The organism is Paenarthrobacter sp. YIM B13468 (assembly GCF_042788025.1).
Taxonomy (GTDB): domain Bacteria; phylum Actinomycetota; class Actinomycetes; order Actinomycetales; family Micrococcaceae; genus Arthrobacter; species Arthrobacter aromaticivorans.
In genome coordinates this window covers 193,429-208,354 of sequence record NZ_JBHZPI010000001.1, presented here as the reverse complement: position 1 = coordinate 208,354, position 14,926 = coordinate 193,429, and the positions used below count along the sequence as shown (strand labels likewise).

14 protein-coding genes are annotated in these 14,926 nt (G+C 61.7%); 6 read left to right on the top strand and 8 right to left on the bottom strand.

Annotation, left to right across the window (positions count from 1 at the left end; translation table 11 throughout):
* The first annotated feature begins 190 nt into the window (after window positions 1-190).
* Both ACFX4T_RS00935 and ACFX4T_RS00930 read left to right on the top strand, forming a co-directional pair.
* On the top strand, window positions 191-1,207 hold the full coding sequence (locus ACFX4T_RS00935; protein ID WP_377650622.1) for a M4 family metallopeptidase: 1,017 nt from the start codon (window positions 191-193) through the stop codon (window positions 1,205-1,207).
* 83 nt (window positions 1,208-1,290) lie between these two features.
* Window positions 1,291-1,593 (top strand): protealysin inhibitor emfourin, encoded by a 303-nt coding sequence (locus ACFX4T_RS00930; RefSeq protein ID WP_216923975.1) that lies wholly within the window; start codon window positions 1,291-1,293, stop codon window positions 1,591-1,593.
* Here the strand turns inward: ACFX4T_RS00930 and ACFX4T_RS00925 are convergent.
* A complete protein-coding gene (locus ACFX4T_RS00925; RefSeq protein ID WP_377650500.1) occupies window positions 1,590-2,558 on the bottom strand; it encodes a GlxA family transcriptional regulator in 969 nt (322 codons plus the stop codon). The genes ACFX4T_RS00930 and ACFX4T_RS00925 overlap by 4 nt on opposite strands.
* Window positions 2,559-2,639: 81 nt before the next feature.
* On the opposite strand from ACFX4T_RS00925, the gene ACFX4T_RS00920 reads away from it, so the two are divergent.
* Both ACFX4T_RS00920 and hrpA read left to right on the top strand, forming a co-directional pair.
* Window positions 2,640-2,810: a hypothetical protein gene (locus ACFX4T_RS00920; protein ID WP_223946385.1), complete on the top strand. Its 171-nt coding sequence runs from the start codon at window positions 2,640-2,642 to the stop codon at window positions 2,808-2,810.
* 235 nt (window positions 2,811-3,045) lie between these two features.
* Window positions 3,046-7,041: an ATP-dependent RNA helicase HrpA gene (hrpA, locus tag ACFX4T_RS00915; protein ID WP_377650499.1), complete on the top strand. Its 3,996-nt coding sequence runs from the start codon at window positions 3,046-3,048 to the stop codon at window positions 7,039-7,041.
* A gap of 3 nt (window positions 7,042-7,044) precedes the next feature.
* Here the strand turns inward: hrpA and ACFX4T_RS00910 are convergent, their stop codons facing one another.
* From ACFX4T_RS00910 to ACFX4T_RS00900, 3 genes are read right to left on the bottom strand one after another with little or no spacing between them, the layout of a single operon-like run.
* A complete protein-coding gene (locus ACFX4T_RS00910) occupies window positions 7,045-7,473 on the bottom strand; it encodes an HIT family protein (RefSeq protein ID WP_377650498.1) in 429 nt (142 codons plus the stop codon).
* Window positions 7,470-8,690, bottom strand: a complete 1,221-nt coding sequence (locus ACFX4T_RS00905) for an NAD(P)-dependent alcohol dehydrogenase (protein WP_377650497.1) — start codon at window positions 8,688-8,690, stop codon at window positions 7,470-7,472. Before ACFX4T_RS00905 ends, ACFX4T_RS00910 begins: the two co-directional genes overlap by 4 nt.
* A complete protein-coding gene (locus tag ACFX4T_RS00900; protein ID WP_377650496.1) occupies window positions 8,687-9,616 on the bottom strand; it encodes a sulfurtransferase in 930 nt (309 codons plus the stop codon). The genes ACFX4T_RS00905 and ACFX4T_RS00900 overlap by 4 nt, the downstream gene beginning before the upstream one ends.
* Before the next feature lie 97 nt (window positions 9,617-9,713).
* Between ACFX4T_RS00900 and ACFX4T_RS00895 the strand changes: the two genes are divergently transcribed.
* Window positions 9,714-10,796: a PLP-dependent cysteine synthase family protein gene (locus tag ACFX4T_RS00895; RefSeq protein ID WP_377650495.1), complete on the top strand. Its 1,083-nt coding sequence runs from the start codon at window positions 9,714-9,716 to the stop codon at window positions 10,794-10,796.
* Here the strand turns inward: ACFX4T_RS00895 and ACFX4T_RS00890 are convergent.
* Window positions 10,793-11,470 (bottom strand): MBL fold metallo-hydrolase, encoded by a 678-nt coding sequence (locus ACFX4T_RS00890; RefSeq protein ID WP_216923982.1) that lies wholly within the window; start codon window positions 11,468-11,470, stop codon window positions 10,793-10,795. The genes ACFX4T_RS00895 and ACFX4T_RS00890 overlap by 4 nt on opposite strands.
* A 94-nt stretch (window positions 11,471-11,564) precedes the next feature.
* Here ACFX4T_RS00890 and ACFX4T_RS00885 point away from each other — a divergent pair, with 94 nt between their 5' ends.
* On the top strand, window positions 11,565-12,032 hold the full coding sequence (locus tag ACFX4T_RS00885) for a Fur family transcriptional regulator (protein ID WP_216923983.1): 468 nt from the start codon (window positions 11,565-11,567) through the stop codon (window positions 12,030-12,032).
* Here ACFX4T_RS00885 and ACFX4T_RS00880 read toward each other — a convergent pair.
* The 3 genes from ACFX4T_RS00880 to ACFX4T_RS00870 all read right to left on the bottom strand — a co-directional run bounded on the left by ACFX4T_RS00880 (window position 12,029) and on the right by ACFX4T_RS00870 (window position 14,868).
* Window positions 12,029-12,919 (bottom strand): metal ABC transporter permease, encoded by an 891-nt coding sequence (locus ACFX4T_RS00880; protein WP_216923984.1) that lies wholly within the window; start codon window positions 12,917-12,919, stop codon window positions 12,029-12,031. The genes ACFX4T_RS00885 and ACFX4T_RS00880 overlap by 4 nt on opposite strands.
* Window positions 12,920-13,753, bottom strand: coding sequence for an ABC transporter ATP-binding protein (locus tag ACFX4T_RS00875; RefSeq protein ID WP_216923985.1), 834 nt, complete (start codon window positions 13,751-13,753; stop codon window positions 12,920-12,922). It abuts the gene before it with no gap.
* Window positions 13,754-13,917: 164 nt separating this feature from the next.
* On the bottom strand, window positions 13,918-14,868 hold the full coding sequence (locus tag ACFX4T_RS00870) for a metal ABC transporter solute-binding protein, Zn/Mn family (RefSeq protein WP_377650621.1): 951 nt from the start codon (window positions 14,866-14,868) through the stop codon (window positions 13,918-13,920).
* Between the last annotated feature and the right edge of the window lie 58 nt (window positions 14,869-14,926).

The following is a 14,926-nucleotide window of genomic DNA, read 5'->3' as shown; positions in this document are numbered from 1 at the left end:
GTCCAACTGGCGGGGTATTTTTGCATTCCAGACCGCACTCCGGCCGCCTCAACCCGGGTCGCCGCAATCAGTTCAGGGCTTGCCGGGCGAACACCCCAAAATTGTCAGCCCCCGCTCCTAGGCTGATCACAGTTGCCAGTCGCCAAGAGCCAGAGGGGTTGCCGTGCTTTGTTCAATCGTTCCGCCTTACATGCTTCGAAGGATTGCCGCCCAGAGCGAACCACGGCTTTGGGCTGTCGCCCGCGCCGCAAAGGAATCGCTCCTGCACATCAAGGACCTCCAGGCGGTTCGTGCCGCCCCGGCGCCCTCTACTCCCCCCAGTGCCGTGGCGGCAAAGCCCGGCCCACCAAAGCGCACCATCTACGATGCCGACACCTCGGAAAACCTGCCCGGCCGGGTAGTCCGCAAGGAAGGCGCTGCGCCTATTGGGGATGCCGCTGCCGATGAGGCCTATGACGGTTTGGGCAGTACGCACCGACTTTATGCCGAGATTTTCGGCCGGGATTCCATCGATGGGGCCGGCTTGGCCCTGGACGCTACCGTTCACTACGGCAATCTGTACGACAACGCCTTTTGGGATGGTAACCAGATGGTTTTTGGGGATGGCGACGGGGAGATTTTCCAGCGTTTCACCAAGTCAGTGAGCGTCATCGGCCACGAACTGGCTCATGGGGTCACGCAATTTACGGCAGGGCTCAATTACCGCAACCAGGCAGGCGCCCTGAACGAGTCCATGTCAGATGTCTTCGGTGTACTCGTGGAGCAATACCTGAAGAAGGAAACTACCGAGCAAGCCAGCTGGCTGATCGGCGAGGGCCTTTTTACCGACAAGGTCCAAGGTGCGGCCTTGCGCTCGATGAAGGCCCCCGGCACCGCCTACGACGACGACATCCTGGGCAAGGACCCGCAGCCGGACTCCATGGACACGTATGTTCGGACCAGCGCAGACAACGGCGGAGTGCACATCAATTCGGGCATCCCGAACAGGGCGTTCTACCTTGTCGCCTCCGAGCTGGGCGGCAATGCATGGGGTGCGCCAGGGCAGATCTGGTATGGGACACTCACCAGCGGGTCGCTGCCGCCAGCTTGCACATTTGGCAAGTTCGCCAAGTCGACTGCGGCTACCGCGGAAGAACTTTTTGGCGTTGGCTCAGTAGAGCATGACGCCGTCCTGAAGGCGTGGGAGACTGTGAAGGTCAAGGTTTAGACCAGCCGGCGGGACCGTCCGGCCCCGGGCAGTCCCGCCGTCGTTGGCTTGCCGCCAATACGTCAAACGAGAAGTAGCCGGTCATGAAAATCATCGTCCAGCGCAGTGGGGGCCTAGCCGCGATGACACGCGTCTGGAGCGTGGAGGCAGTGTCTGACGATGACAAAGAGCGCTGGATGCCGATCGTTGAGGCATGTCCCTGGGACGAGGCGAAGAGCCAAGCCAGGACTGTGACCGAACCGGACAGGTTCATCTACTCCATCAGGGCAGGCCAACGGCGGGCGACGCTACCCGAGCGCGCAGTCACGGGGCCCTGGCAGGATTTGGTGGAGTGCGCCAAGGCTGAAGGTTCCGAGTCCCGGGGCCGCCTGGGCGCCCGCCGCTAGATTACCTCGGCCAGCTGCCCGCGGAAGGCCCTTCGGTAGCTCTGGGGACTCGTATCCAACACCTTCGTGAAGTGGTGGCGAAGCAGAACGGAATGCCCGAACCCTGCTTCCCGCGCGATTTCATCGATATTCAGCTCCGTGGACTCCAGGAGTTCCTGAGCCCGCAGGACCCGCTGGGAGTTCAACCAAGCCGCAGGTGTAGTCCCCGTTTCCGCCCTGAAGCGGCGTGCGAACGTTCTGGGCGACATATGCAGGCGCGCAGCCAACTCGTTCACACTGTGTTCTTCGTCGAGGTGTTCAACCATCCATCGCAGGAGTTCCTCCATGGGCGCTGAACCACACCGGGGCATCGGCCGGTCAATGAACTGCGCTTGGCCGCCGTCGCGATGGGGTGGGACTACCATGTCACGCGCGATCGCGGCAGCTACGTTGGCGCCCAGCTCTACACGCACAAGATGGAGGCATGCATCGATACCGGCAGCAGTTCCTGCGCTGGTGATGATGGTTCCGTCCTGCACATAGAGGACGTTCTCATCCACCACTGCTGCAGGGTACCGATTCGCCAGATCCTGCGAGTAGTGCCAATGCGTGGTGCACCGGCGCCCGTCAAGCAGGCCTGCCCGCGCCAAGGCGTAAGCGCCGGAGCAAATGGACATCACCCAAGCGCCCCGGGCATGAGCCGCCCGGAGTGCTTCAAGGACAGGCTCCGGGACCTCCTTGTCCCTCCCGAAGGGCGCCATGATCACCAGGTCCGCATCGGCCGCAGCTTCCAGGCCCTGGTTGACATGCAGCGAGAGCCCGGACTTCATCCGGATGTCTCCCGGCTCCGGTGCGCACACCCTGAAGTCGAAAGCAGGTACGCCTGCACCGCGGTCGGACCTGTCAATGCCGAAGACCTCAAAAGCGGTGCCGAACTCGAAGATCGAGAAGTCGGGAACAACTATGACGGCTACTGATTTCAACATATCTCCAGTGTGGCAGAAAATTGTCTAAATGGGGCATTTCTGCCACTGTTTCTTGGCTGCCGCCAAGAGAAGACTGAAGGCATGGAAATCTTCGGAATCATCCTCTTCATCGTCCTCATCACCGCCGTCGCAGCCACCGTTACCGCCCTCCTGAAGGACGGACGCGGCCACAACCCACCCATCAACTCCAAGGAACCCTGGAGCGCCTTTGATGCTCCAAGTACTCCGTACTGGAATCCCCGCATCTACTAGCCGCCCGCCAGCCCACTGGCAGCGTCCAGCCAAGATTTGTCCACCCGACGCCCGTCCTTCACGGAATTCACCAGGATTTCCTGAACGACGGGCGTCTCTGTGCGCGGCTTGCAGTAGTTCATCTGGGGGACAGCGGCGATACTGCGGACATATGAGCTGGAGGACGCGCGCGCTGGCGGACATGTGAATGCGACAGCGGACGTTGACGCGAAGCCACAGTAGACTGGCAGCAGCCATGACACTTCATATTTCCTACCCCGCTGAGCTGCCGGTATCCGAGCGCCGCGAGGATCTGATGGCGGCGATCGCCGCAAACCAGGTGACCATCATTGCCGGCGAAACCGGCTCGGGCAAAACTACCCAGATCCCCAAGATGTGCTTGGAACTGGGCCTGGCCGACAAAGGCCTGATCGGGCACACACAGCCACGCCGGCTGGCGGCCAGGACTGTGGCAGAGCGCATAGCGTCCGAGTTGGACGTCGAGATCGGCCAGGAAGTTGGCTTCCAGGTCCGGTTCACTGGCGAGGTCAGTGCATCGACCAAGATCAAGCTCATGACCGATGGCATCCTCCTGGCAGAGATCCAACGGGACAAACTCCTGCGCAAGTACAGCACCATCATCATTGACGAGGCCCACGAGCGCAGCCTCAACATCGACTTCATCCTGGGCTATCTGAAGCGGGTTCTCCCCCAGCGCCCGGACCTGAAAATAATCATCACCTCGGCAACGATCGATCCTGAACGCTTCGCCAAGCACTTTGGTACGGAGGAGTCCCCCGCCCCCATCATCGAGGTTTCCGGCCGCACCTACCCAGTAGAGATCCGGTACCGGCCCTTGTCGCAGCCTTCCGGGGCCGACGAGGACGGTTCCGATGACGAACTGGAAGAGGACCGGGACCCGCTGGATGCGGTCTGTGACGCGGTAGACGAACTGGCCAAGGAGGCACCGGGCGACATCCTCGTGTTCTTCTCCGGCGAGCGGGAAATCCGCGACGCTGCCGAGGCAATCAATGGCCGCATCCAGACCAACCGGCGCCTGGCAGGTACGGAAGTACTCCCCCTCTTTGCCAGGTTGAGCCTTCAGGAGCAGCACCGCGTGTTCAATCCAGGTGGAAAGCGACGCATCATCCTCGCCACCAACGTGGCGGAAACCTCGCTGACTGTCCCCGGCATCAAATACGTGATCGACACCGGCACGGCCCGCATCTCGCGGTATTCGCACCGGACCAAGGTCCAGCGCCTTCCCATCGAACGTGTATCCCAGGCCTCAGCCAACCAGCGATCCGGACGGTGTGGCCGCGTTTCCGAGGGCATCGCCATCCGTCTCTACTCCGAAGAAGACTTTGAGTCCCGTCCGCAGTTCACGGACCCGGAAATCCTGCGGACCAACCTGGCCGCCGTCATTCTGCAGATGACGGCCATGGGCGTTGCCCGCGGTCCCAAGGATGTTGAGAACTTCCCGTTCGTGGAACCGCCTGATTCACGCGCCATTAACGACGGCGTCACCCTCCTTCGCGAACTCGGCGCCCTCAGCCCGGCGACTTCGAACACGCCTGGGTCCAAGGATCCCCGCGCTAACCGTCGGAGCGGCAGTGGCCTGACCGCCGTCGGGCAGAAGCTGGCCCAGCTGCCGGTCGACCCGAGACTCGGCCGCATGATTGTCGAAGCCGGCAAACGCGGTTGTGTCCGCGAAGTGATGATTCTGGCCGCAGCCCTCACGATCCAGGATCCGCGCGAACGGCCAACCGACAAACAGCAACTCGCTTCTGAGAAGCATGCACGGTTCCGCGATGAGAACTCGGACTTCACTGGCTTCCTCAACCTCTGGAACTACATCCAGGAAAAGCAACGCGAGCTGTCATCAACGCAGTTCCGCCGGCTGTGCCGCAACGAATTCATCAACTATCTCCGCGTCCGGGAGTGGCAGGACCTTTTCACCCAACTCCGACAACTTGCCAAGCCCTTGGGTATCACGCTGGACAATAAGCGTGAAGCAGATCCCGTAGGCAACCACGAGGGTATTCACATCAGCCTGCTGTCAGGGTTGCTGAGCCACATCGGCCTCCTTGATGAGCGCAAGCGCGAATACGCCGGCGCCCGCGGCAGCCGCTTCGCAATCTTCCCCGGTTCTGCCCTGTTCAAGAAATCGCCTGCATTCGTCATGGCCGCCGAGTTAGTGGAAACCAACCGCTTGTGGGCACGGGTCGCAGCAAGGTTCGATCCTTTGTGGGTGGAACAGGTAGCCCCGGACCTCGTGAAGCGCTCCTACAGCGAGCCCCATTGGTCCTCCCGGCAAGGGGCCGTCATGGCCCACGAGAAAGTCACGCTGTACGGCGTGCCCATCATCCCGAACCGTCGGATCAACTACGGCCGCATCGATCCGGAACTGTCCCGTGAACTCTTCATCCGCCACGCGCTGGTGGAAGGCGAGTGGAAGACCCATCACAAGTTCTTCCACCGCAACCGCGCACTCCTGCAGGAGATCGAGGAGCTTGAAACCAGGATGCGCCGGCGCGACATCCTGGTGGATGACCAGACCCTCTTCGAGTTCTATGACGCCCGGGTGGGCAAGGATGTCGTGTCTGAACGGCATTTTGATAAATGGTGGAAGGAGGCCCGCCAAGCCGATCCAGCGCTGCTGGATTTTGACCAGTCGCTGCTGATGAGCGAGGACGCCGAGGCCCTCGATGACTCGGCCTACCCCAAAACTTGGCTGCACAAGGGCTTCGAACTTCCACTTAGCTACGAGTTCCACCCCGTGGCTCCTGGATCTGCTCCGAATCCTTCGGACGGTGTCACCGCCGAAGTTCCGGTGTTGTTCCTGAACCAACTCGACGACGCTCCGTTCCGCTGGCAGATTCCGGGACAACGCGTAGAACTGATCACAGCGCTTATCAAATCCCTCCCCAAACAGGTTCGGAAGAACTTCGTGCCTGCCCCTGACGTCGCCCGGCAGGCTACGGAGGCGTTGGAAAGAGACTTCGATCCCGTCACTGACGAGCTCGAGCCCTCCTTGGAACTGGTTCTTCGCCGGCTCCGCGGACACGTCATCCCACCGGGATCATGGAACTGGGAAGCCGTGCCTCCTCACCTTCGCGTCAGCTTTAAGGTGGTGGACAGCAAGGGCAAGGTCCTCGACGAAGGCAAGGACCTCGCACAACTACAGGAAAAACTGGCCCCGGCCACACGTCGGGCAATCGCCGAATCGCTCGGTGCTACACCAGCGACGACGGCCCCCGGCAAGGCTGGCACAAGAGCCGGAGCGCCGGGCGCCTCAAACGGCAAGACCGCCGGTTCCGCGGCCGGGACCGGCAGCAGTCCTGATGTGCGTGCCGTCGCCCAGCCTGCCCAAGGAGCGGTGGCCGAACGCACTGGTATCACCGAATGGGACTTCGGGACCGTGCAACGCCAGGTAACCCGAACGGTCAAGGGCCACGCTGTCACCGGCTTCCCGGCGATCGTGGATGAGGGCACCTCTGTAGCCCTCAGAGTCTTCCAAACCCGCCAGGAACAGGAAGCGGCAATGCGTGGCGGGGTGATCCGGCTTCTCGCTCTTCGGATCCCTGCCCCGGACAGGTACGTGCTGGAGCACCTCAGCAATACCGAGAAGCTCACCTTTAGCCAAAATCCGCACGGCTCCGTCAGTGCCCTGATCGCTGACTGCGCCCTCGCTGCCGTCGACAAACTGACGCCAGAGGCCCTGCCCTGGGACAGGGAAGCCTTCGATGCGTTGTATGAAGTAGTCCGCGCTGAGCTGATCGATACCGTATTTACGGTGACGGCCGTCGTCGAACGCATCCTGGCGAGCACCCGCCGGATCCAAAAACAGCTGAAGTCCAGTGCGAGCCTGCCGCTCATCAGCGCGCTCAATGACATGAAAAGCCAGCTGGAACAGTTGGTCTTTCCGGGCTTTGTGGCACAGACGGGCTACGCGCAGCTGAGCCAGCTTCCGCGGTACCTGCAGGCGATCGAGAAGCGGCTGGAGAAGCTTCCTGGCAACGTTCAGCGCGACGGACTGAATATGGCGGTCGTCCAGGCGCTGGAGGATGACTACGACGACGCCGTATCCGCGTTGCTCCCCGGACGCAGGGCCGGCACGGATTTAACCCGGGTGCGCTGGATGATCGAGGAGCTGCGTGTAAGCCTCTTCGCCGTCGAGTTGGGCACGGCCTACTCTGTCTCCGAGAAGCGCATCCGAACGGTGCTGAACCAGGCGTTGGCGCCAGCCTGACGGTTAGTCTTCAGGTACGCAGTCCCCGTGGCCGGCAGCCCGCAAGGCCCCGCGGAGCTTCACAGCCGTGGCATCCATGACGACAGGGTCCGGATTATGGTCCACGTTGTGTACCTCAAAGTCCGCCATCGAATAGGCCGGCCAGATGTGGACGTGCAAGTGGTCCACCTCGAAGCCTTCCATCAGGACACCCACGCGTTTGGCGCTGAAAAGATCTTCCTGGACCTTCCCGATCCTCTGGGCAACGTCCATGACCTTGGCTAAAAGCTCCGGGCTGGCGTGCGTCCAGGAATCCACTTCCTCACGAGGCACCACCAGTGTATGTCCCGGCGTTATCGGAGCGATTGTCAGAAACGCCACAACGTCCTCGTCCTTCCACACAAAACGGCCCGGGATTTCCCCGTTGATGATCCTGGTGAACAGCGTGCTCATGCATCTGCCCTTTCTGAGGGTTCCTGAAGTGTTGCGGTGTCCAGCACGAATCGGTACTTCACGTCTCCGGCCACCATACGGTCGTAGGCTTCGTTGAGGTGGTCGGCGCCTACGATCTCGACGTCGCTGGCAACTCCATGCTCGGCGCAGAAGTCGAGCATCTCCTGGGTTTCCTCGATCCCGCCAATCAGCGAACCTGCATAGGCCAACCGACGGCGTATAAGCAGTCCCGGGCTGACAGGCGGCATGTCTTCGGCCGGGAGCCCAAGCTGGAAAAGTGCCCCATCAAGCCGCAGCGTCCGGAAGTAGGGGTTGAGGTCATGCGGCGCAGCAACGGTGTCAATGATGACGTCGAGGCTCCGGTTCGCGCCGGCCATGGCCTCTTCATCCCTGGACAACACCACGTGGTCCGCTCCCAATTCCCGTGCGGCGTCGAACTTCGCTTCAGAGGTGGTGAACACGGTAACCTCCGCGCCCATGGCCTTGGCGATCTTGACGGCCATGTGGCCCAAGCCTCCCAACCCCACAACTCCCACCGAGTCTCCCTCTTCGACGTCGAAGTACCTCAAGGGCGAATATGTGGTGATTCCCGCGCACAACAGAGGGGCGGCTGCCGCAGGGTCCAGGGCTTCAGGGATGCGTAGCACGAAGCGCCGGTCAACCACCACCGACGTCGAATATCCTCCTTGGGTGATTGCGCTGCCATTGCGCGGGTCCGGAACTCCGTACGTGCCAACATTGCCCCGCTCGCAGTACTGCTCCAGCCCGTCCAAGCAGCTCTCGCACTCGCGGCAGGAATCCACGAGGCAGCCAACGCCTACGCGGTCACCCGGAGCGAAATCCTGTACAGCAGCACCCACCCGCGTCACCCGGCCGACGATCTCATGGCCCGGAACCAGCGGATAAGGTGGCAAACGCCATTCGCCACGGGTCGCATGAACATCGGAGTGGCAAAGACCGCAGAACTCGATCGCGATCTCCACATCGTCTTCCTGGGGCGCACGGCGCGCGATAGTCAGCGGTACCAACCCACTGTCCGGGGAGGTGGCGCCAAACGCCGCCGCGAGCGTGGACCCTGCCGGATCCGACGACTGCGCAGGAACAGCATTCGCTGTGTCCATCGGAATTGGCTTCGCTGTGTCTAAGGGGATTGGCTTTGCTGTATCCATCGGAATTGGCTTTGCCAAGGGCGGGGGCACGGGACGTCCAGGGGTCATGATCCGACGCTACTCCCGGCAGGGGCGCTCGTGCCACTTTGGCCGCGGGAGCTGGGAGAATCCCCGGCGTCCCGTACATATCCATCCTCGAATGGTTCACTGCCAACGGCCACGGGATTCGCGGCGTTGTTTGACCATTGCGAGAACGATCCCGGGAAGAGTGCCGCAGCGTGTCCGGCAATTTCGAGGGCGGCAACCTGGTGCGCAGCCGTAACGCCGGACCCGCAATAGACGGCGACGTTGCCCGGGACATCAGCTCCCAATCCAGCGAAGCGCCTGCGCAGTTCCTCCGCTGGCAGGAACGTGCCTTCCGCGGTGAGGTTTTCGGTAGTTGGTGCGCTGACAGCGCCCGGAATGTGTCCGGCGCGGGGGTCAATAGGTTCGATTTCGCCCCTGTAACGTTCCCCGGCGCGCGCATCCAGCAGTACGCCCCGCTCATGCCAGTGCGCGGCTTCCTCCTCGGTGATAGTGGGCATTTTGCCGTCGGCCAGGGTGACATTCCCGACGGCGGGCGTCACCTCGCCTGCCTCCGCAGGGTGACCTGCCGCACGCCAGGCGGCCAGTCCGCCGTCGAGCAGGTAGACGGTTTCCACGCCTGCATTCCGCAGCATCCACCAGGCGCGGGCCGCGGCCATACTGCCACTGTTGTCATAAGCGACCACGGTGTCGCCGCCGTTGATCCCCCAGCGTCGCGCGGCAAGCTGGAAGCGTTCGCTGGAGGGAAGGGGGTGCCGGCCCAGGGCAGGTTGTGCGTGGTCCGCGAGTTCGCTGGGCAGGTCCACGAAAACCGCCCCTGGCAGGTGGCCTTCCAGATATTGGCTGTGCCCATCCGTCCTGCCCAGAACCCAACGCACGTCCAGGAGCACGGTACGCTCCCCCGCCGTGAGTCGCCGGTGTACTTCGGACGCCTCCATCAGAATGGTCATCTGCTCTCCTTCAGCTAAGCCTGCGTGGGCGCTGTGCTACCTATGCCCGTCTTCCAGCCTAGTCTTGTGTTCTACGCCCCGCCGGTACGCTTGTCCGGTGAGCAATTCGTGCATTCAGGACAGGGTTTGGGCCAGCGAGGCCATCCGCAAGATCGAAGCCGAGAACAACCGTTCGGCAGATACGCACCTCTACGCAGTCCCACTGCCTGAACATTGGGGAGTCCACCTCTACCTCAAGGACGAGTCGACGCACCGATCAGGCAGCCTCAAACATCGCCTGGCCCGTTCGCTGTTCCTCTACGGACTGGTTAATGGCTGGATCACGGAGGGCACTACTATCGTGGAAGCCTCCAGCGGCAGCACGGCGGTCTCAGAAGCGTACTTCGCCCGGCTCATTGGTTTGCCCTTCATCGCTGTCATGACCAAGACCACCAGCCCTGAAAAGATCGCCCTTATCGAGGAGTTCGGGGGCGCCTGCCTCTTGGTGGATCACCCTTCAGAGGTATACGCCGTGGCGGAGGAGACCGCGAAAACGTCCGGCGGCTACTACATGGACCAGTTCACCTTCGCCGAGCGCGCCACGGACTGGAGGGGCAACAACAACATCGCTGAATCAATCTTCCAGCAGCTCTCCCGTGAAGAGCATCCGGTTCCCGCATGGATCGTGGTGGGCGCAGGAACCGGCGGCACGAGCGCGACCATTGGTCGCTACCTGCGATACAACAGGCACAACACCTGCCTTGCAGTGGTGGACCCGGAGAACTCTGCGTTCTACCCGGCATGGCGTGATGGCGATGCCGCCGCCGCCACGGGTTTGCCGTCCCGCATCGAAGGCATCGGCCGTCCCCGCGCGGAGCCGAGCTTCGTCCCGGCTGTCATTGATCACATGATCCAAGTCCCGGACGCAGCCTCTGTGGCGGCCATGCGACACCTGCGTAGGCTCACCGGATTGCATGCAGGGCCCTCTACGGGCACCAACCTTTGGGGCGTCTGGCAACTCGTGGCGCAGATGGTCTCGGAAGGGCGAAAGGGAAGCATCGTCTCGCTCATGTGCGACGGCGGCGACCGCTATGTCGGCAGTTATTACGACGCCGGGTGGCTGGCCAGCAAAGGACTGGACCCGGCACCGTATGAAGCGGTGTTGGAGCGATTCCACGAAACCGGTGTGTGGACCGGTTAAACCTCTACTGACTCACGAGGTGCGAGTCGGGTGTAGGTGGTTCCGTAACGGGCACCGATCCGCGTGACGTGGCCTTCCACTATCCCGCGACCCAGTTCGTTAAGCAGACCGTCATGGACGGGGAACGCTTTGGGCGCGCGCACAGAGATAACAAAATCCACCACTTCCCCCACTTTGGACCATGGCGCATGGATGGGCACCAGGAGGGTTTGGACGTTGATACCGTCCGGAACCACGAATGAATCCCCAGGGTGGAAGACGTTCCCATCCACCAGGTAGCCGATGTTTGACACCACGGGAATCTGGGCATGGATGACTGCATGCTGGCCACCGAAGGTCCGCACCGGGAACCCCGCAGCCTCAAAATCGGACCCCGGCTCGACCGTATGGATGCGATCGGCCAACGCTTCGGATCCGGTTCCGTCCACCCCTGCAGCCTCGGTGAGGGACTTTGCAACACCTGCCGGCGCATAGACCTCAAGCGAAGAGTTGCTGCGCAGGGCAGCCAGCACGGCGGGCCGATCAATATGGTCGTTGTGCTCATGCGTTACAAGGACAGCGTGCGCACCTGCCAACGCTTCTTCGGACTCAGAGAAGGTGCCGGGATCGATGACCAGGACCCGCCGGTCCTTCTCCAGCCGGATACAGGCATGCGTGAACTTGGTGAGCTTCATGGTGACAGCCTAGGGGCGGCCGCCGACAGTTTCCAAGCCTCCCCTGCTGGTAAAATTGGGGTTTGCCAGCGTTTCCAGGGAAGTGAGTCTTTCAATGCCACAAGGCACCAATTCCGCCACCACCGGCCCAGTTTCGCCTGTGGTAACAGGCGTCAAGGAGCAGCGCGTCACCAAGCAACGCCTGGCCGTCAGCGCGGCGCTGGATGAATTGGACGACTTCGTCAGCACCCAGGAACTGTACCGCCTGCTGCAGAACAAGGGCATCTCCGTATCCCTTGCCACGGCCTACCGCATCCTGCAGTCACTTGCCGACGACGGACTCATTGATGTCCTGCGCAACGGGGAGGGCGAAGCCGTCTACCGCCGCTGCACCGTCACTGGACACCACCACCATTTGCTCTGCAGGAACTGCGGCAAGGCAGTGGAAGTTGAGGCCCCCGCGGTTGAGACCTGGGCGGCCCGAACAGCCGCTGAGCATGGTTTCACCGAGGTGGCGCACACCGTGGAGATCTTTGGACTGTGCCCTGAATGCACAGCCAGGAAGGCCGCCGGAAAGCTCTAGAGAGCGCCGGCAGGCTGGTCCCGCGATACTCGGCCGTTGAGGCCACGGTTGGCCCGCACCCGCCCGATGACACGGCACACTACGTAAATAAGGAATGACAACGTGGTGACATAGGGGCTGATGGGAATCCGGCTGCCAAGGGCAAGCAGAATTCCACCCACCGTGGCGGCGGTCGCGAACACAACACTCAAAAGCACCACCAGGCGTGGTGAAGTGGTAACCCGCAGTGCGGCAGCGGCCGGTGTGATGAGCAGCGCCAAAACCAGCAGTGCGCCCACAATCTGGATGGACAAAGCCACACTGACCCCCAGCAGCACCATGAAGCCGATCGCCAGGCCCCGAACGGGAACACCACGGGCTTCCGCCATTTCAGGGTCCACGCTGGCAAAACTGAGCGGGCGCCAGATTGCCCCGAGGGCAATCATCACCAGGACCGCCGTTCCCGCGAGTGCCTGGAGCTGGACAGTGTCCACGGAAACGATCTGTCCGGTGAGCAGGCCGAATTTGTTGGCGGCCCGGCCCTCATACAGGGCAAGGAACAAGATGCCCAGGCCAAGCCCGAACGGCATGATCACGCCGATGATCGAGTTCTTGTCCCGGGCCCTCACCCCCATGAGTCCCAGCAGCAGTGCCGCAGCCACTGAGCCGATCAGCGAGCCGAAAATGATATCGGCACCGATCAGCAGGGCAAAAGCCGCACCTGCAAACGACAGTTCAGAGATGCCATGGACGGCGAACGCCAGGTCCCGCTTCATCACGAACGTGCCGACGAGTCCGCCAAGAAGTCCAAGGACAGCGCCGGCCCAAATGGAGTTTTGAACCAGTGCCAGCAATTCGCCATAGTTCTCAAAGTTGAAGATGGTCTGCAGGATGCCATTGAGGTCCACTTAGAACTCCTGCCCAGCCGTGGCGTGCGCGTCGTCATGGAAGTGCGTGGTCGCGTCCGGAAGCCCGACGACGACGATCCTTCCGTTGGTGTGGATGACTTCCACGTGGCTGTTGTACAGCTCGGACAAGACTTCGGTGGTCATCACTTCCTGTGGCGTCCCTATACGGAAATGGCCGCCGGCCAGGTAGAGCACGCGGTCAACGTAGTCGATCACGGGATTGATTTCGTGCGTCACGAAAACGACGGCACTGTTCCGGGCATGGCATTGTTCGTTGATGAGTGAACTGACGCCCTGCTGATGATGCAGGTCCAAGGACAGCAAGGGTTCATCACAAAGGAGTACCTGTGGTTCCGTAGCCAGGGCTTGGGCCACCCGAAGTCGTTGTTGCTCTCCACCAGACAACTGCCCCACCGGCACTTTCGCGTAGTCCGAGGCTCCCACCAGCTCCAGCAGTTCGTCGATCCGCTGGTTTACCTTCCTTGAAGCCACCCGCATACCCCACCGGTGGCCGTCAATGCCCAGCCCTACCAGGTCACGTGCGCGCAAAGGCGTGTCCGGCGCGAAGGACTTTTGTTGGGGAATGTAACCAATCCGTTTGCTGCCTCGCTCCACAGGATGCCCGCCCAAGGCAACCGTTCCTGACTTCAGTTCCTGAAGCCCCAGGAGAACCTTCAGGAAGCTGGTCTTACCGCTTCCGTTGGGCCCGAGGACGGCAAAGAACTCCCCTGGATGTATGTCGAGATCAAGATCGCGCCAGAGTGTCCTCTTGCCGAACTGAAGGCTCGCTCCGCGGAGGCTCACTACGGGTGTCAAAAGTTGTCCTCGATTCATGCGTTGCCGGCGAACGGCTGGCGAACGCAACTGGTGGTTGCACCTTACAGTGGCGCCTGTGCTGGTACAGGTTTCTGTGCTGGTGAGAGACAGAGGGCCCCGCAGCCATCCTGAATATCTTAGGACGCCGACGGAGCCCCCACCGCAATGGGATGTCAGGAAATCTACTTCTTGAGCGCGGCCGTGATGGATTCCACGTTGTCTGCCATCCACTGCACGTAGCCCTTGCCCTCCGGCAGGGTTTCGGTGAAGTTCACTACAGGCACGCCCGCCGTCTCGGCAGCCCGCTTTACGGACTCGGTCTGCGGCCCTTCCGTCTGTTCGTTGTACGCCAGCAGCCGGACACCTCCGGATCCCACCAGGTCTGTGGTTTCCTTCAGGACCGACGCCGGAACATCGGTTCCCTCTTCAATCGCTGCACTGTAGGCCTCCGGCGTCTTGTTCTCCAGTCCGGCCGCCGCCAGCAGGTACAAAGGAACGGGTTCGGTGATCGCCACAGGAGTGTGGTCGTTGCCTTCCTTCAGGGCAGCAAGCTTCCCGTTGAGCTCGGTCAGCTTCGCCTTGAACGTGTTGGCGTTGGCGGTGAAGGTCGAAGCAGATGCAGCGTCCAGGCTGCTGAGTTTGCCGGCAACCGCGTCAGCCAATTTGCCCATCGTGTCCAGGCTGTACCAGACGTGCTCGTTGAACTCGCCGTGGTCATGGTTGTGGCCCTCCTCGGAGGACGCAGCTTCGCTGTGGCTTTCCTCTTCCGGAGCCAACCCCGAGACCTCAACTGCGCTGATCATATTTTCGTGGCCAACGTTGGTCTCATCGGCGATTTTGTGGAGGAATTCGTCATAGCCTCCGCCGTTCTCCACCACGAGCTTGGCTTTGGAGATGACCAGCTTGTCTTGGGCACTGGCTTCGTAAGAATGTGGGTCCTGGCTCGTCTTGGTGATGATCGCGTTCACGTTGACTTTGTCTCCGCCGATGGCCTTCACGACATCCCCGTAAACATTCGTGGAGGTCACCACTTCAATGGCTCCCGACGATGACGATGGGGCTCCCGCCCCGGCGCTACCGGCACAGGATGAAAGCAACAGGGCGGCAAGGCCGGCAGAAGCGGCCAATGACATGCGGGCGACAGAACGACGCACGGAAACCTCGGATCTACTCAAATGAGAATCAAAAACA